The organism is Paenibacillus sp. S25 (genome assembly GCF_019454085.1).
In the GTDB taxonomy this organism is placed as follows: Bacteria; Bacillota; Bacilli; order Paenibacillales; family Paenibacillaceae; genus Paenibacillus; species Paenibacillus polymyxa_B.
Genome location: NZ_CP073683.1, coordinates 5,074,686 through 5,091,918, shown reverse-complemented (window position 1 = coordinate 5,091,918; position 17,233 = coordinate 5,074,686). Strand labels below are relative to the sequence as shown.

13 protein-coding genes and 1 pseudogene are annotated in these 17,233 nt (G+C 42.8%); 7 read left to right on the top strand and 7 right to left on the bottom strand.

Features of this window, described 5'->3' with window-relative positions; translation table 11 throughout:
* Nucleotides 1-22 precede the first annotated feature (22 nt).
* Nucleotides 23-802, bottom strand: a pseudogene (locus tag KAI37_RS22405) (PhzF family phenazine biosynthesis protein).
* Nucleotides 803-1,017: 215 nt separating this feature from the next.
* Here KAI37_RS22405 and pdxR point away from each other — a divergent pair.
* The 3 genes from pdxR (at nucleotide 1,018) to KAI37_RS22390 (ending at nucleotide 4,061) form a co-directional block, all read left to right on the top strand.
* Nucleotides 1,018-2,499 carry a MocR-like pyridoxine biosynthesis transcription factor PdxR gene (gene pdxR / locus KAI37_RS22400; protein ID WP_071643141.1) on the top strand — a complete coding sequence of 494 codons (1,482 nt, stop codon included), beginning with the start codon at nucleotides 1,018-1,020 and terminating at the stop codon, nucleotides 2,497-2,499.
* Between the two features lie 76 nt (nucleotides 2,500-2,575).
* Nucleotides 2,576-3,037, top strand: coding sequence for a MarR family winged helix-turn-helix transcriptional regulator (locus KAI37_RS22395; protein ID WP_025718002.1), 462 nt, complete (start codon nucleotides 2,576-2,578; stop codon nucleotides 3,035-3,037).
* The gene (locus KAI37_RS22390; RefSeq protein WP_071643137.1) at nucleotides 3,024-4,061 is read left to right on the top strand and encodes a threonine aldolase family protein; all 1,038 of its coding nucleotides are present in this window, start codon (nucleotides 3,024-3,026) and stop codon (nucleotides 4,059-4,061) included. Before KAI37_RS22395 ends, KAI37_RS22390 begins: the two co-directional genes overlap by 14 nt.
* A gap of 223 nt (nucleotides 4,062-4,284) precedes the next feature.
* Here the strand turns inward: KAI37_RS22390 and KAI37_RS22385 are convergent, their stop codons facing one another.
* Nucleotides 4,285-5,124 (bottom strand): helix-turn-helix transcriptional regulator, encoded by an 840-nt coding sequence (locus tag KAI37_RS22385; protein ID WP_023990412.1) that lies wholly within the window; start codon nucleotides 5,122-5,124, stop codon nucleotides 4,285-4,287.
* 188 nt (nucleotides 5,125-5,312) lie between these two features.
* Here KAI37_RS22385 and KAI37_RS22380 point away from each other — a divergent pair, with 188 nt between their 5' ends.
* Entirely contained in the window at nucleotides 5,313-8,621 is a 3,309-nt protein-coding gene (locus KAI37_RS22380; RefSeq protein ID WP_220030251.1) for a pectinesterase family protein, read from the top strand.
* A 189-nt stretch (nucleotides 8,622-8,810) separates the two neighbouring features.
* Nucleotides 8,811-10,028, top strand: a complete 1,218-nt coding sequence (locus KAI37_RS22375; protein ID WP_220030249.1) for a macrolide family glycosyltransferase — start codon at nucleotides 8,811-8,813, stop codon at nucleotides 10,026-10,028.
* An 8-nt stretch (nucleotides 10,029-10,036) separates the two neighbouring features.
* On the opposite strand, the gene KAI37_RS22370 is transcribed toward KAI37_RS22375, so the two are convergent.
* On the bottom strand, nucleotides 10,037-11,263 hold the full coding sequence (locus tag KAI37_RS22370) for a sugar efflux transporter (protein ID WP_220030248.1): 1,227 nt from the start codon (nucleotides 11,261-11,263) through the stop codon (nucleotides 10,037-10,039).
* A 231-nt stretch (nucleotides 11,264-11,494) separates the two neighbouring features.
* On the opposite strand from KAI37_RS22370, the gene KAI37_RS26590 reads away from it, so the two are divergent.
* On the top strand, nucleotides 11,495-11,620 hold the full coding sequence (locus KAI37_RS26590; protein ID WP_256703417.1) for a hypothetical protein: 126 nt from the start codon (nucleotides 11,495-11,497) through the stop codon (nucleotides 11,618-11,620).
* Here KAI37_RS26590 and KAI37_RS26815 read toward each other — a convergent pair.
* The 3 genes from KAI37_RS26815 to KAI37_RS22355 form a co-directional block, all read right to left on the bottom strand.
* Entirely contained in the window at nucleotides 11,562-11,714 is a 153-nt protein-coding gene (locus tag KAI37_RS26815; RefSeq protein ID WP_081396614.1) for a helix-turn-helix domain-containing protein, read from the bottom strand. The genes KAI37_RS26590 and KAI37_RS26815 overlap by 59 nt on opposite strands.
* Nucleotides 11,715-11,819: 105 nt before the next feature.
* Nucleotides 11,820-13,325: an alpha/beta hydrolase family protein gene (locus KAI37_RS22360; RefSeq protein WP_220030246.1), complete on the bottom strand. Its 1,506-nt coding sequence runs from the start codon at nucleotides 13,323-13,325 to the stop codon at nucleotides 11,820-11,822.
* Between the two features lie 429 nt (nucleotides 13,326-13,754).
* The gene (locus KAI37_RS22355) at nucleotides 13,755-14,528 is read right to left on the bottom strand and encodes an alpha/beta fold hydrolase (protein ID WP_220030245.1); all 774 of its coding nucleotides are present in this window, start codon (nucleotides 14,526-14,528) and stop codon (nucleotides 13,755-13,757) included.
* Nucleotides 14,529-14,712: 184 nt separating this feature from the next.
* On the opposite strand from KAI37_RS22355, the gene KAI37_RS22350 reads away from it, so the two are divergent.
* Entirely contained in the window at nucleotides 14,713-16,305 is a 1,593-nt protein-coding gene (locus KAI37_RS22350; RefSeq protein ID WP_081366865.1) for an alkaline phosphatase family protein, read from the top strand.
* 46 nt (nucleotides 16,306-16,351) lie between these two features.
* Here the strand turns inward: KAI37_RS22350 and KAI37_RS22345 are convergent, their stop codons facing one another.
* Nucleotides 16,352-17,143, bottom strand: a complete 792-nt coding sequence (locus tag KAI37_RS22345; protein WP_220030244.1) for an arsenite methyltransferase — start codon at nucleotides 17,141-17,143, stop codon at nucleotides 16,352-16,354.
* Nucleotides 17,144-17,233 lie beyond the last annotated feature (90 nt).

Genomic DNA, 17,233 nt, shown 5'->3' with positions numbered 1-17,233 from the left:
GCTTTTAAAAGGTAGAGATAACTTATTTAATGCGAATATCGGCAATGGAATACAGTGCTGCTGAACCACTAATCTTGACTCTATCCCCGTCATATCTACAGTATAATGTTCCACCGCGTTTGGAGAGTTGTCTGGCAACCATCTCTACCTTGCCCAGACGTTTAGCCCAATAGGGAATAAGATTGCAGTGAGCTGAGCCACACACCGGGTCTTCATTTACATTAAGTTTTGGAAAGAAGCTTCTTGAAGCAAAATCGTATTTTTCACTTTTCGCTGTAATCGTAACGCCTAGACCATCCGGTAGGTTCGCTAATTTGGAGAAGTCGGGGGAAGCGTTATACACATCTTCTTCTTTTTCCAATACAAACATTAGATCTCTGCCTAAATAAGTCTCTACAGGCTTTACACCAAGAGCCTCAATCATTTGCTCTGACAGGGGAAAGACTTTCGGCATTCTGCTAGGAAAATCCATTTAGTAAAGGTCATCCTTCTTGACCACAACAAGTTCTCCGCTTAAAGTGTGGAACTTGATGGTTTTAATATTCAGATCATAGTAGTTGGAAATGACATAAGCGGTTGCTAAGGTTGCGTGTCCACAGAGATCAATCTCGTTCCCTGGGGTAAACCATCTTAAGCGATAACCATCTTTTTCTTTTACCGCAAATGCGGTTTCGGAAAGGTTATTTTCGATCGCGATTTTTTGCATAAGATCATCCGGAAGCCATTCATCCATAACACAGATCCCAGCAGGATTTCCTTCGAAAACTTTATCTGTAAATGCATCTACAACAAAATATTTCATGATTTTTCCGCCTTTTTTCTTGTGATTTTAATATGCTGAGGTTTTATTTTCATGTAATATCCTAAAAAAACAAAATTTTGCATACATAAATTTTCTTTGTATAATATCGAAATATGTATGCGGCGTTTAGATCAACGTTACTTTACCGTATGTGCATGTATAACAGTCAATATAGGTGTATAACACATAAATGATTGAAAGAAGGAGGGGATATCATGAGAATTGAAATAAACCGGAATTCCCATATATCTATTAATCAACAAATATATGAAAATATATCGGACCGAATTAGATCGGGGACCTTGATTGAAGAAGAACGATTGCCTTCAGTTCGAGGGTTGGCTAAGCAGTTAGGAGTAAGTTTCCTGACCATTGTACGAGTCTATGACTTGTTAGAAAAAAATGAGCTGATTATTCGTATTCAAGGAAAAGGTACGTTTGTTAAAACAAGCTCTTTCTCAAAAAGCAAAGTGGATGAAGAGGAAAATAATTTTCAATGGCAAATATCCATACCCGATTATCTCCCTCGAAAACAGTTTGCTACCTATTATGATTCGTTCGAAAACAGCATTCAATTTTCCATTGCAGCTATTTCACCTTCGCTTCTTCCAACCCGTTACTTGGAAAAAGAAATTCAATTGGTGTTACAGAAAGACCCCAGCATTTTGGCGAAATATGGCCCTGTACAAGGTGACAAAGAACTTCGACAAGCCATGTGTGAACAGCTACGAAAGCAAAATGTGTATGTTAACGACCAGGATATAATAATTACCAATGGTACTCAACAAGGAATAGACTTGGTTTCGAGAACATTCTTAGGTCCTGGAGATATTGTGGTTGTAGAATCTCCTACTTATCCAGCAGCACTTGATACATTTCGGGCTCGGGGAGCTACTATTATTCCTGTCCCTTTAGATACATCAGGGATTAGGATGGACTTTCTGTTGAACATTTGTGAAGTGCATAAACCCAAGCTCATATATACCATCCCTAATTTTCAAAACCCTACAGGAATAGTTTTAGCTCAAGAAAGAAGGGAGCAACTGCTAACTCTTGCCCAGGAACATCAAATCATCATCGTCGAAGATGACCCATGGAGTGAAATATTTTTTGATGTAAAACCACCTTTACCTATAAAAAGTATGGATACGAATGGTTTTGTCATTTATCTAAAAGGGTTAAGCAAGACTCTAGTTCCTGGCTGTCGAATTGGTCTGCTTGCAGCTAATGGTACTCTTTTGACCCGTTTATTGGCATCTAAGGTTAATGCAGATTTGGGCAGCCCATTATTAACACAAAAAGCAATTCTCCCATTTTTTTATTCTAAAAGGATGGAGAATCATTTGGAAAAGTTGAGATCGACTTTAAAGCTACGAAGAGACAAGGTTCTAATGTACTTACAAACATATATGCCTAAAGAAATACAATGGATTGAGCCAGCAGGTGGGTTAAATATTTGGCTGTCTATTCCACCCGGATGGGATACCAACCACTTGCTATTAAAATGTCAAAAAGAAAATATTTTTTTTCTTCCAGGATCAGCTTGTTTTGCAGGAGAACCGGAAAACAATCATCTAAGGCTAAATTTTTCTTATTTAGAAGATGATATGCTAGAAAATGGAGTTTTAAATCTTTCAAAAATAACCGATGAATACTTAAATTCTGCTCCTTCTCAAAGACAAACGCCTAATTCATAAAACAATTATTTCATTGACATAGTCCACAAAAATCATTACTATAATTGTTGCAAAAGTCCACTAAATTGGGGGAGTTATGATCAATATAGATGCTAATATGATAGCGGATATGAGGCGTTTTAATCGGTTCTATACGAATATACTGGGTGTTTTAGATAGACATGTGCTGGATAGCGGATATTCCTTTACCGAGGCCCGTGTCATTATAGAGATCGGGTTGATCGAGCCATGTATTGCGAATACTCTAGTCGAATCTCTTAAAATTGATCGCAGCTATATGAGTAGGATCATTGCTAAATTTTGCAAAGAGGGCTTTCTTGTTAAGGAAAATTCAACGTTGGATAATAGAACAAATCTGATTCGTTTGACTCCTAAAGGAAAGGAGTTCTATAACCAACTGAATGAAAGGTCTGATGAACAAATTCTAAAATTAGTTCAAGGACTTTCAGAAGAAGAGATAAAGGAATTACATGCTTCTATGTTGTTAATTCAGAAGAAATTGGATAATTTGGAGAGGATACAGAATGATACGATTTGAATGCGACTATACCGAAGGTGCCCATGAGCGCATATTAAAGCGACTACTGGAGACTAATGATGAACAAACTCCAGGTTATGGCGTGGACGATCATTGTGAAAAAGCCAGAGCATATATTAAAGAAGCATGTGACTCCCCAAATGCGGATGTACACTTTTTGGTTGGAGGTACACAAACCAATACCACCGTCATTTCTTCTATTCTGCGTCCACATCAAGGCGTCGTTGCGGCAGTATCTGGACATGTTGCGGTTCATGAAACCGGAGCGATTGAAGCTACTGGACATAAAATACTTACTTTGCCAAGCGGGGATGGGAAGATCCGGGCCGAGCAGGTACAAGATTTGTATGACGCTCACTGGAATGATGCCGCTCCTGAGCATAGTGTACAACCCGGGATGGTTTATATTTCCCAACCTACTGAGAATGGAACCATCTATAGTAAATCAGAGCTGGAAGCATTAAGTAGAGTCTGTCGAGAGTGTGGTTTACCACTGTTTATAGATGGAGCCCGATTAGGTTATGGCTTGGTGGCCGAAGATAGCGATGTATCTTTAGCAGATATAGCAAAGCTTTGCGATGTATTTTATATTGGCGGGACAAAAGTTGGAGCATTGATGGGAGAAGCAGTAGTCATTCTAAATGATACATTGAAAAAAGATTTTCGATATATGATCAAGCAAAAAGGAGGACTGCTGGCTAAGGGAAGAATGTTGGGCATTCAATTCGAAACTTTGTTTGAAGACGGTTTGTACGTTGAAATTTCCAGGCACGCTATAGATATGGCCATGCTGCTTCAAAGCGGATTATCTGAGCAAGGTTTTTCTTTTCAGTACCGTTCTACAACCAATCAGCAGTTTCCGATTTTACCAGATCGTATACTAAAGGCATTGAGTGAAAAATATACTTACTCCTTTTGGGAAAAGGTTGATGATGCACATAGTGCTGTTCGATTTTGTACCAGTTGGGCTACAAAGAAAGAAAATGTTGAATTACTGATTCAGGATATAAAAGCATTGCGATAAAGGTCATAGAAAGAGTAATTTATAATTTTAAAGATGTAGAATGACTATGTAATAGCCATACTTCGTTGCATGCATTGCAGCGAAGTATGGTTTTTTTTGTGCATTTTACTTATTCCAAAGCGGCTTGTCTTTAGTTCCATGAAAGAGCAAGTGGATATAAAAATGGAAAAACAAGACAAGAGCGGAGGTATAAAATCGGCGTCTAATTCTTTACACTGAATATCTACCGAACCTGCTTGCGGTACTGAAGAGGGGAGAGCCCAGTTATTTTTTTAAAGATTTTATTAAAGTGGGAAGCATGACCGAACCCGACATCCTCTGCAATATGCTGGATTTTGTCCTTGGTGGTTCGAAGTCTTGTTTGGGCCGCCCTGACCCTCACTACGCGGATGTATTCGCTGAAATGAAAACCAGTCAACTTTAGAAAGATACGGCTTAGGTAAGCTGGACTAATGAAAAAGCAGGCGGCCACTTGTTCGAGAGTTAACGGTTCATTGTAATGATCCTGAATAAAAGAAGAAATTTCCGTGATTTTCTGATGCATGGGATGAGAGGAAACAGGTTCACTACGCTCAATCGCTTCCGATCGGTGCACCAGGATCAGCATTTCCAGCAGTAGATGCTGTACGCAACGGTCATGCAGAGGCTGCTTATTCCTGCATTCGGTATTCATCTGTAGGAATAAACGTTCAACTTCCACTTGCTCTCTCGCAGGTAAGCGAAGCAACGCGGATTGCTGATACGGCGGCAGGTCAAGAATGTCATGATCCTGCTGTGGGAGAAACGTCGGAGAAAAATGAATCAAGATGCGCTCTGTTTCCTGCAATTGCGTACTGGCGGTAGAGTGCAAGTCATGAGGAAGGATGAATATCAGATCCCCCTTGCGAGCGGTGTATACCTTGCCATTCATAAAATAGATGCGTTCGCCTCGCAGTAAGAGATACAGCTCATAGTTCTCATGGACATGAGGCCGGGGCATGACTGTGAAACCGGTACGATAGATGTGATGAATGGAAAATTGTTGTTCGCCAATGACATATTTATCTTCTTTCATTTCATTCATGTGCTTCTTCCTTTACAAATTAAGATAAGTAAGCGCATTCATATACCAACAGTATATATGACAACCTGCCAATGATAAAAGCAGAAAAGATTGATGAAAGGAGGTGAAGGCGCTTCTGAACGTCTCGAATCGTGTTTTTATAAAAATATGCGCTGATGTGGAAGAAAATCTTAGGGAGGAAACAGAATATGAGCAAGCAGCGTACATGGAAAAAGGTGCTATGTAATGTGGTTGTGGGTTCATTGTTGTTGACCTTGTGCCCACCACTAATCCAAGCGGAGACTGCGGTAGGAACAGAGAATGCAAAGGTGTCAAAAGTGGCGACGGATATTCCGGCGTTTCCGGGGGCTGAGGGTGGCGGTAAATATGTTACCGGTGGACGTGGAGGTGAAGTGTATGAGGTCACCACGCTGGCAGACTACGGCAAAGGGGAACAGATAATACCCGGATCTCTTCGCGCAGCGGTCAGCTCCGATAATCGGACGGTCGTATTCCGGGTGGGTGGAACGATTCACCTCAAGGAGCCACTTAAAATCTTGGGAAACAACCTGACGGTTGCTGGTCAGACAGCTCCTGGCGACGGTATAACTGTAAGCGATTACACAACAGGGATTGATGCAGATAACGTCATTCTCCGTTACCTGCGTTTCCGATTGACCGACCGTTACCCCAGTGAGGATGACGCGTTAGGAGCCAGATACCATAAAAACATAATGATTGATCACTGTTCCTTTAGCTGGTCGGTGGATGAGGTACTGAGCCTGTATGACAACGTTAATACAACGGTACAATGGTCCATTGCGTCAGAAAGTATGCTAATGACTACGCACCAGAAAGGTCGCCACGGCTATGGCGGCATATGGGGCGGACGAAATTCCACCTATCATCATAACTTGTTGGCTCACAATGCAAGCCGTAATCCGCGTTTTCCAACCGATAAAAAACAAATCGACGCTGTGGAAATGACCAATAATGTCATTTATAACTGGGGATTTTTCTCTTCATACGGCGGCGGTGAAGGATCGTATAATGTGCTAAATAACTATTATAAGTATGGCCCCAACACATATCAGGACGTTCGCGGTCAAATCTTTGTGGACGTGGGTAGTAAAAAATATAAAACACGCATCTTTATTGGTGGTAACTACATGTACGGCAATGACTCGGTTACAAAAGACAACTGGCAGCTTGGAACATCCATTGGGTCAATTATTGATCCTTCCACCCGTTTGGCGGAGCCGATTGAAGTCAGAGGGGAATACGACAACGGAATCTCACCAGATGCGTATGGTCCATATCAAGCGACAGATGCACAAACCGCATATACTGAGGTGCTTGCCGGCTCAGGAGCCACGCTGCCAAGAAGAGATGCGGTAGACGCCCGAATTATGAATGATGTGAAGAATGGAATGGGTGCGTTTATTAACTCTCCGCGTGAAGCAGGGTGGATTTATGACGATTATAACGTAACGACGACGGAGCTTTCTGACAGTGACCATGATGGAATGCCGGATGAATGGGAACGTGCTCATGGGCTGGACCCCAATAATGCAGATGACCGTAACGGTCAGGGGCTTGCCGGCACAGGGGCGTATGCTCATTTTGCCAAGGGGTATACCAATCTGGAGGTCTATTTAAATGATCTTATTGAGAAGCTGTCGAATGGAAATGAGGTGGATAATCCAGAGGTCGTCGTTAAGGTGTCGGATGCAGACGGACGTCCACTAAAGCATAACGATATTTTGGAAGCAGGCCGGGATGCGACCATAACAGCAACAGCCAAGGACAAAGATGGTATTGCTCACGTTGAATTTATCATTGACGGCAAACTTGTTGGTAAAGTAGAGACCGCACCTTATCATCTCGATTGGAATCATGTAACAGACGGTACCCATAATATTATTGTACGGGTGACCGACCGCAAGGGGACTGCTGTATTTTCCAATCCTGTTACCATTCACGTCAATACGACTGCGCCATCGGGAAGTTGGCTCAGCGAAGAGATTGGCTCTGAGGGCAACGATGGTTATATAAAAGGGCATACTCAGGTCTTAAAAGAAGATGCAAGCGGCAGCAGTATAAGACTGAAGTCAGCGGGAGACGTGGACGGTAAGGCAGATATTTTCCATTATGCTTATCAAAAATGGGAAGGCGACACTGAAATTACAGCCCGTGTGGAACAAATTACCCCGGTGGATGATAATGCTGAAGCGGGTGTAATGATTCGTGAATCGCTGAAGGCTGGATCAAAAATGGCTTTTATGTCTTTAGCATTTGTTAAATATGGAAAACAGGGTATTCTTATCAGTCGTGATCAAACGGATGGCACGACGAAACGTGCGTCAATGGAGACTTTTATTGCAACGCCATATTCGGTTCGTCTTGTACGACAAGGACAAAAGGTTACCGGCTGGGTATCCGCAGATGGTGTGACGAACTGGGAGAAGGTTGGCGAAACTGTTATAGATGTGCCGAATAATCAGCCGCTATTGATCGGGTTGGCTACCGATGCATCCAAACAACAAAACGATGTATGGAATTACAATACGTCGGAATTCAGCAATGTCACCATCCGCAACCTGACAGACTCAGGAGGAACTCATCCCACTAGTGTGGTGGTGGCGACCTATGGCCCTGCTGACTTTAGATCTCTTCAGGCAGCTATTGTCGCAGTCCCTGACGACAGTAACACAAGGACAGTTATCCATCTCAAAAACGGTACGTATCGTGAAAAAATAAAGGTGAATTCCTCCAAAAAAAATCTGAGCATTATCGGAGAAGATCGCGACAAAACGATCATTTCTTTTGACGATACGGCCAAAACCGTGGTGGACGGAAAAGAATTAGGAACAAGCAACAGCTATACAATGCGTGTGCAAAGTCCCGATTTTGTGTTGGAGAATGTCACGGTTGCCAATACAGAAGGAACCGGGCAGGTGCAGGCTGTAGCGTTATATGCCGAAGGCGATCGTGGTAAGTATCACAATGTCAAAATTACTGGCCTACAGGATACGTTGCTTGTGAACCGTGGCAGACAGTATTTCAAGGACAGCTACATCAGTGGCAGTGTAGATTTTATATTTGGCAATGCACCTGTCGTGTTTGATAATTCGATCATACACAGCCTGCGTGCTGGATATGTGACAGCAGCTTCAACAGAAGAGAACAAGCCGGGTTTTGTATTTATTCAATGTCGTCTGACAACAGAAAATGGCTTGACAGGCAAGGTGGATCTCGGACGGCCATGGCGCCCTAACGCTCATGTTACTTTTTTGAAGACCTATATGGATGACCATATCAAGCCGGGCGGCTGGAACAATTGGGGCAAGGAATCCAATGAGCAGACCGCAAGATTTGGAGAGTTTGACAACTTTGGGCCAGGTGCAGAAAGTAGCGGGCGTGTACCTTGGGCCAAACAGCTTACCGCCGATGAAGCAAGCCAGTACACCGTTGAAGCTGTTCTGAGCGGGACAGATCATTGGGATTGGCGTCTTTAAATTTGATGTTCAATGGTTAAGCGGGGCAAGCGCTTCTAGCGTTCAGCCTCGCTTATTTTTATAGTTTGAGTAGAGGATACATACTTAATTTTCGGTGTTGAAAATACTTGTTTATATGGAAAATGTTTGCTATGTTAAAAGTGCATTTATTTCAAATTGTAATTTATTATTGATTTGGAGGTGTAAGGTATGGCACGTGTATTAGTAGTGATCACGCCTGCTGAAGGCCATGTTAATCCGACACTAGGATTAGTGAAAAGGTTGGTAGACAGTGGGGAGGATGTTGACTATGTGTGTACGGAAGAATATCGTACGAGAATTCAACAGACAGGAGCACAGATGATAACCTACCCTTTTGTTGATGATGCTTTTTCTAAAGACTCTGATTTAAAGCCAGCAGAATACAAACATCATTATCAATTTTTGTACATGATGGTAAAAGGTATGATTCTTCCGATTATTCCAGAGGTTTTGAGAGTTATTGAAAACAGAACCTATGATTATTTAATCTATGATTCTTTGATGGGTTGGGGAGGCACGATTATTGCAGAGAGGCTGGGAATCCCTGCTGTGTGCTCTATCGCTTCTTTTGCTTTCGTAGATCCATTGGGATCGGGGCAAGGCATGAATGACAATGATCCGGAGGTAAAAAAGTTGTACACGGCTACGATGCAAATAACGCATCAACTAGCTAAGGAGCTTCAGGTTGACGCTCCGGCTATAGAAGAGATTGCTCCTCATGGCGGGCGCTTAAGAATAGTTTATACAAGCCGCTATTTTCAACCGCAAGCCGAAAAACTGGATCACAGTTTTATTTTTACAGGTCCTTCTATTGTACCGCGTAAAGATGCTCCATCTTTCCCGTTCGAACAACTTCGTGTTCTGCATCCACAGGCGGTTTACATTTCAATGGGTACTATTTTGAATAAAGACTTGGAATTTTATAAGCTTTGTTTTGAAGCATTTCGCGATTTGCCTGTGCAGTTTGTGCTGTCTTCAGGCAATTATACAGACATGGAGCCATTGGCCCCGTATATCCCTGACAATTTTATAATCAAGCCTTATATTCCGCAATTGGAAATGCTTCAGCATGTGGACGCTTTTGTTACACATGCGGGGATGAACAGTACAAGTGAAGCCCTGTATTACAATGTGCCGCAGGTCATGATTCCTTTAACATCGGATCAGCCGATCGTAGCTAGTCGGGTGCAGGAACTGGGAGCGGGTGTTGTTGTGGATAAAAATGAGCTTACACCCGCTAGTTTGAGAGCTGCCTTATTAGAGGTATTGAGTCATCCAACCTATAAAGAACAGGCTCACGTGATCGGCGAATCATTACGCCAGGCTGGTGGGTATAGACATGCGGCAGATACAATTATGAGTCATTTCTCCACCATAGAAAAATAAGGCGCAGTCTATATACTGTGATTCCTTTCTTTTAAAGCAGCAGATTTTTCAAACTCTAATTTCTTTGAAATCGCCAGAAGACCAAGGGAGCAGATGATTAGGGCCAAACATACCCAATAGGTGTTTCGGTAACCAATCCATTGAGCGGTTAATCCGCCCATCAAGCTCCCCACCAGTCTTCCAATGGTTGTCGCATTGGAATATAGTGTCGATGCGTACCCTGGAAGAGAGGGCAATAAATCCTGCATGTAACTAATGCCAATGGCAGAAATCACTGCAACAAAGAAGGCTAGAAGAAGCTGCCCCACGAATAGCTGCCACATCTCCGTAGACATAAGGACAAGGATATAATAGGCAACTCCTGTTAATGCCCCTAAAAATACAAGCAAACGGTTGGAGTATTTAGCTGCTAGTACGCCTAGCATGAGCATCAAGGGTATTTCTAAAATTGCGCAAATACTGGATACTAGAGCAACGTCACTCGTGTCACCTTTTAAATTGTGAATGATGAACAAGGAAATATTTAAACTGTTCATCCAGTGAGACGTATAGAGCAGAGTAAGAACTAAAAAGGGGATCAGAATCTCAACATTTTTATGTAAAGTAATGTGATGAAGTGAAAGTTGATTCTTATGTTTAAGCTGAGCGGGAGGCTGCTTGATAAAAAAGAATAAAAGAACAGCAATGAGAACAAAAATAGAGGTCGTTCCCATAAAGATACCCTTAAAGCCCGTATGTGCAATCAAAAAGGAACCAAAAAGCGGCCCGGTAATAAAGCCAAGAGAAAACATAGACCGAAGCGTTGAATTAGCAAAGGCGTGATCCGCAGATTTACTGCGATCTACTGCTTCACGTGCACTGGCAAATAACTGCGGCATCCCAGGAGCACCAATGGCCGTAAAGATCGTCATATAAACAAAAAGTACATAAAAATTTTGGATTACAAGATATCCTGCAAAGGCTGTGGCATTAAATAACGTACAAATTACCAAAATTTGTTTACGATCTAATCCGGTATCAGACCGTTTGGCAATCAGAGAGCTTATCCATATGCCACAAATCAAAGTCACAGCTGTAAATACACCAAAGGTTCCCACAGATACGCCAAGTGTACTTGTAAAATATACAGCTAAAAAAGGTGCGCTGATGGATATAGCCATACCTTGCAATAACATGCAGAGCATGAACAATGGGTAGTTAGGGATAACAAAAAGATTCTGAATACGCTTTAGCATTTCATTTTTACACTCCTTCCGAATACATATCAATCCCAACCAAACTATATATGACTTTAGCATAATTTGTATATTTACACGTTGTAAAATATTATATATTATTTCTCACTTTGATGAGCAGGTCAATACAGGCGAAGATACAGTAATAGGCAAAGCGTCAAACTCTCCACACCTTCAACTACTAACCTAGCTATGAGATCATGAGATTAACCTGAATACGGAGGGGAACTCATGAATGCCAAAGAACAACGCAGACAAGATTGGCACACTCGTATCGTAGCCTATCGGGCAAGTGGTCTCACGATGAAAGCTTTGTGCTTCGCAAATCATCTGGACCGTGCCCCTTATACTTCTTGACCCATTGGTATACTTGATGATAGGAAACCTGATACTGTTCCGCTGTCTTCCGGTAGTCATGATCGTGGGCAAGACAGTGAAGAACAACGTTTATTCGTTCTTCTTAGACAAAGGAAAGCTCCCCTTCAAGTAGCGGTTTATTTATTAAACCTGTCTACTTGAAGGGGAGCATATCAAAATCGGGAGCCTGTTCCGTAATTTATAATAGCGAGGTTACGAACTTCACCTCCGGAAAGCGGTTATCCGGTCCTTTCATTAAGATTCCGCCTTGATTTTTCAGATATCTATCGAAGAAATCCAGCATATAGGCATTGATAACGGAGTTCGCTCTTTCGGGCGAAATCTTTCCTGTAATGCCCAGCATTTCGAAAATCGGAGAAATGAACTGTACGTCGGCAAAATTCAAATGCTCCGTATTTTCGATATAGAGGACTTGTCCCCCTTCGTCGACCGTTTCGCGCATCCGTTCAAGCTCCAACTTTTTATCTTCCGTTACTTGATCCTCCCACTCTCTTGTTGAGCCCATACGGTTAAGCTCTGCATCCGTGTAGACCCGGTTATCCATCACCATTTTTAATTTTTCGAAATAGCTTTCCGAGTTGATGAACAAAAACGGCTTTCGCAGACCCTCTCTGTCACGCAGTCGATAAAGCCCTCCATCAAGGTCTATTCCAACCGCGATTCGCGGATCGTAAGAAGCGTCATAGGCCGTCGCTCCGCCGATGGAATGACCGAACACCCCGACATGACCGAGATCAATCCTCCCTTTTAGATGACTTGGAATCTGCCCCGATTGGATGAGCTCGAATTGGTCCAGCGCAAACGCCACATCGCCGGTTAAAACTTGTCCCAACTTGTCGCGATTTCCTCTACTCGTCTGATAATCATGGGCGGGCGAGAATAAGTCGTTGGTTGTGCTGGTCGTGATTCGCCCGTCCGGAAACTCGGTTGCAAATGTATTGTAGGTGTGGTCGATCACTGCCACGATATATCCATGACTCGCGAGATTTTCGGCTTGCGACGTGTGGAGGAACCTGGAAGAGCCGTTGCCGGGATTCGCAAGGATCAGCGGGTATGAAGTCTGTGCCGAAGAGACTTCGGCCTTCGAATAAGCATGACTGGATACGTACTTCAGGTGTTGAAAAGTAAACCCGGGAAGGCCATAGTCCGCGGCCATATAACGTAAAATCTGGGTATCGGGAATAAAGGGAGCGTACTTGTCGGCGCCAGCTTGAGCCGGATACCATACCTGAACCATCAATTCCCTTTTGCCTGTCGCGGTTTTGCCAAATGTCTCCTCCCGGCTTGGATCGATGAAATGAAAGACTTGCGTGCCTACCTTCAACTCGCCGGTTGGCGCCGGAAAGTCGAATACGGGAAACACATAGAGGAAGCACCCCGTTGCGATTAGCCCAATCACGATAAAAAGGCGGCCCAGCACCCTACGGATTCGCGAGGCAGTCCGAACGACTTTCAGCGTTATGAAAACGTCTATAAGCGAAAGCATAAGCATCAGGATCGTAAATCCGTATAAAAATAAAAGCTGAACCCTGTATCCTTCGACAAGCAAATGTATCACTAAAAAAATGGAGCCTGCTCCGCTTGTCAGGAGCAAAGCTGGTCTTCGGATACGTTGATTGAAAATGAACAGGAGTGCCAACAAACAAGCACTTGAAAAGAATAGCAGCATTTCAAAAAACCTCACGCCAACTCCCCCTTAAAAATAATCCTATCAATGGATTAGTATAGAGGAGCAGCTAGGTTGATACCATTGATCTAGATGACAATGGCCTTACACTCTTGTAAGGTTGCGCGACGATGGCGCAGAAAACGGCATGTAATGTGCTGATTCCTGCCTTTCGGCCGGGGTTGTTTGTTTCACAATTGTGAAGACAGCTCAATCTCCAATCTCCGATACAATGATTTTCAGAACTCGGCTTCTTGCTTCGTTTATGGAGGGTTCAAAGGCGAGATTGACCGAAACACCTCGGTCAGCTTCACTTCCGCTAACTTGTTAAATCATAATTCAGCATAACTTAGCCCTCATCTAGTTGAACAGGTGGGGGCTATTTGATGCTTACGTAACAGGAGTGGGGTGTAGATATGTATGTGAAATTTTCCTGTAGGATTTGCCTTAAAGACTGAAGCGATCTACGAACTGCTTGATCAGTTCATTCAATAATCCGGCGGCCTTCGTAGGAAGGCGATGATCAGCTTTCTTAAGGAAAACCAGCTCACTATTTGGTAACTGTTGATGCAACATTTTGGCATAGGGATGAAAGTGCTTATCTTCTTCACCATAAATGAGCAGGACAGGAAGATGGATTTCCCCGAGCCGTGAGGTGCAGTTGTACTTCAAGCTGTAACGGTAATATTGTTCGACATTCCTGGGATTTCCCTGCTTCGCATCGTTGAATAACTTACGGAACAAAGATAGTTGTTTCGTTTGTGACCAAGCAATAGAAAGGGCAAGCGTACCGACTGCGCTGATTTTGGAAAGAGCAATGCCCAAAGAAATTTTGTTTCTTAGTCGCCATTCGTTTACTTCCGACATTCCACTGATAACAATGCCTCCCCATGCCCGATCTGGATAAGTCAAGAGGAACTCAAGTACTATCGAGCCTCCGGTAGAATAGCCACACAAAAATACTTTATCCAGGCTCATCCGGTCCATCAAATGTTTAATATCCAGGGCGATGAGAGGATAAGTAACTGTTTGTTTGGAAGGCTGACTTTTACCGTGTCCTCTGATATCAAAAGCTATAGTTCGAAAATCGGATGATAATCTTTGGAATTGGTATGTAAAATTTAAGCTTGTGAGTACTGGAGGGTGAATGAATAGGATGGCCATTCCTTCCCCGGAATCCATGTAATACATAGAGTATTCGTTTATGTTTGTAGTAGTCATGGTTATGCTCCCTCCCTGAATGGTTTGATCTTAAATTTGGCTTATTAGATCCAAAAAATTCATGGAGGTGTAACTTTAATTGCTTGTATGAGATACCTTTGTCCCGATGATCCAATGCAGGAATAATATTTTTAGTACAAGAAAAAATAAGAGGATCAAGTTTTTCTAAGAAAGGGACGCATACATGGGCATGAAAAATAAGGTTACCATAGCACTAGTGCTGAGTTTATTGTTGATGATCTTGGGCTGTAGAGCAGACTCCAGTCAACAGCTAAAACAACAGAGTGTGAAGCCACCTATCACAGTAAATCAAATGGGCAAAAAACCTGTCATTGTGATCTTAATTGATTCTTTAATGGATAAACCTTTGCAAGATGCGATTCAAGAAGGCCGCGCACCGGCAATGCAATATCTCCTTAATCAAGGGCAATATTTCCCGCATGTAGTGAGTTCATTTCCCACGATGTCTGTGACAATCGACAGTACATTATTAACGGGAACGTATGCAGACCAACATCATGTACCCGGACTCGTTTGGTACAGCGACCCAAAGAAACGCATGATTCTCTACGGCAATGGTGTTAAAGAAGCCTTGAAGATAGACCAACTGCAAGTATTCTTAGACGCAATTTACCAATTAAACCAAGTTCATTTGAATAAAAAAACGAAAACCATACATGAGGAATTGGCCGACAAAGGAAAAGAATCCGCGTCCATCAATGCTATTGTCTTTAGAGGGAAAACGAAACATGCCTTAAAAGTGCCTGACTTCATAGCGAATAGCAACAGGGTGCCAGAAAAAATGATAGTAACAGGGCCTAAATGGTTATCTTATGCAGCTCTGGCACAATTGAATCCGAAAAATAGCTGGAATACTCCTTTGTGGAAAAAATTTGGGATGAACGATGAATTTTCCGCAAAAGATACCGCTTTTCTAATAAGCCAGAAGAAACTCCCAGACGTAACCATCACATACTTTCCAGAGAATGATAATTTGGCGCATAGAAAGGGTCCGACTCAACTGGAGGGAATCGAAAAAGCGGATCAAGCACTGCAAACTGTGTTGAATGCATATGGTTCGTGGGAACAGGCGGTAAACAATGCCATATGGATTGTCATGGGTGACAGTGCGCAAAGCGCTATTTATAATGATCGACAGGTAGCAACGGTTGATTTAAAGTCGCTTTTGAATCATTACCGCATTGCAAAATTAAATCAACCAGTAAGAAACGAGGATCAAATAGTAATTTCCGCTAATGAACGGATGGCTTATATCTATGCGATAAACGATAACGTAGAGCTGTCCAACGTGGTGAAGCTTTTACAAAATGAGGACAAGCTCGACATTATCGCTATGAAAGATGGTAAAAACAATATTCATGTTACAAAGGGGAAAAAGGGTAAGCTGTTTTCTTATCATCCCGGTGGAAAATTCATCGATGAATATGGGCAATCGTGGACCTTGTCGGGCGAAGAGGACCTTGTGGATATTACGGTGAATAACAACCGGATCAAATATGGAAAATATCCAGACGTGTTGGCGAGGCTACACGGGGCAATGAATTCACATAAAGGAAGATATGTTGTCGTCACGGTCCAACCTGGATATGAACTCGTCGGCGAAAGTTCTCCTACCCACATCGGAGGGGGAGCTCATGGATCGCTGCATGAAAAAGATTCCCTTGTCCCATTAATTATTTCCGGAACGAATACACGCCCCAAAACACTGCGAATCGTTGATATAAAAGACTGGATTATGCAATTGGTGAACGAATAAGGGGGGATCGCCTATATAGCAATGTTCCCCCCTGACACATTGATTTCTAAGCTTTGATGGCTTTTATGACGGCGGAAACAATGTAATCATCCACGTTTGCACCAGGCACCCAATCTTTGATAAATGATTTGGATTCGTCTTTAGGTTCGATACTAATGCTCGTAAATCCACTTTGCTGCAGCATAGATTCTACTTCTTCCAACGATGAAGCCCCGGAAATACACCCGGAATACAGCTCATCCAGATCGTTTTTTATTTCAGGGGGGAGTTCTGTGGTCGTAATGATATCAGAGATCGCCAATCTGCCGCCGGATTGCAGAACACGAAAGGCTTCGTGAAAGACCTGCTGTTTATCTGGTGAAAGGTTAATCACGCAGTTGGAGATGATCACATCCACTGTGCGATCCGCTACCGGAAGGTGCTCGATTTCTCCTAAACGAAAGTCGATGTTTGTGAATTTTCCTTTGAGGGCATTACTTCGGGCACGACTGACCATATCTGGCGTCATATCGACTCCGATCACTTTGCCACTGTCTCCTACTTGGCGGGAAGCCAAAAAACAGTCAAATCCGCCACCGCTGCCCAGATCTAGGACGACTTCTCCGGCTTTCAATTCTGCAATGGCCTGCGGATTACCACAGCCAAGTCCGAGATTTGCTCCTTGAGGCACAGCTGTTAACTCCGCGATGGAATAACCCATTTGCGATGATAGTGTATCCGCATCAGACGGCCCCCCACAACAACTGCCGGCCAGGGGTGTACTGACTTCCTTAATGGCAATCTGTTGATAGCGGTTCCGTACATTTTGGCGGATTTCATCATTCGTAAGTTTATTCATATTAACCACTCCTTTAGGTTGGATAGGTAGAACGAAACTAAAAAAAAACCCACTTATATGAATTTATACTTGTAAAATGCAAGTATTGGA

Bases quoted from the DNA above. Each gene is read 5' to 3' on its own strand.
- pdxR (WP_071643141.1), top strand. From the start codon at position 1,018: ATGAGAATTGAAATAAACCGGAATTCCCATATATCTATTAATCAACAA.
- KAI37_RS22395 (WP_025718002.1), top strand. From the start codon at position 2,576: ATGATCAATATAGATGCTAATATGATAGCGGATATGAGGCGTTTTAAT.
- KAI37_RS22390 (WP_071643137.1), top strand. From the start codon at position 3,024: ATGATACGATTTGAATGCGACTATACCGAAGGTGCCCATGAGCGCATA.
- KAI37_RS22385 (WP_023990412.1), bottom strand. From the start codon at position 5,124: ATGAATGAAATGAAAGAAGATAAATATGTCATTGGCGAACAACAATTT.
- KAI37_RS22380 (WP_220030251.1), top strand. From the start codon at position 5,313: ATGAGCAAGCAGCGTACATGGAAAAAGGTGCTATGTAATGTGGTTGTG.
- KAI37_RS22375 (WP_220030249.1), top strand. From the start codon at position 8,811: ATGGCACGTGTATTAGTAGTGATCACGCCTGCTGAAGGCCATGTTAAT.
- KAI37_RS22370 (WP_220030248.1), bottom strand. From the start codon at position 11,263: ATGCTAAAGCGTATTCAGAATCTTTTTGTTATCCCTAACTACCCATTG.
- KAI37_RS26590 (WP_256703417.1), top strand. From the start codon at position 11,495: ATGAATGCCAAAGAACAACGCAGACAAGATTGGCACACTCGTATCGTA.
- KAI37_RS22355 (WP_220030245.1), bottom strand. From the start codon at position 14,528: ATGACTACTACAAACATAAACGAATACTCTATGTATTACATGGATTCC.
- KAI37_RS22350 (WP_081366865.1), top strand. From the start codon at position 14,713: ATGGGCATGAAAAATAAGGTTACCATAGCACTAGTGCTGAGTTTATTG.
- KAI37_RS22345 (WP_220030244.1), bottom strand. From the start codon at position 17,143: ATGAATAAACTTACGAATGATGAAATCCGCCAAAATGTACGGAACCGC.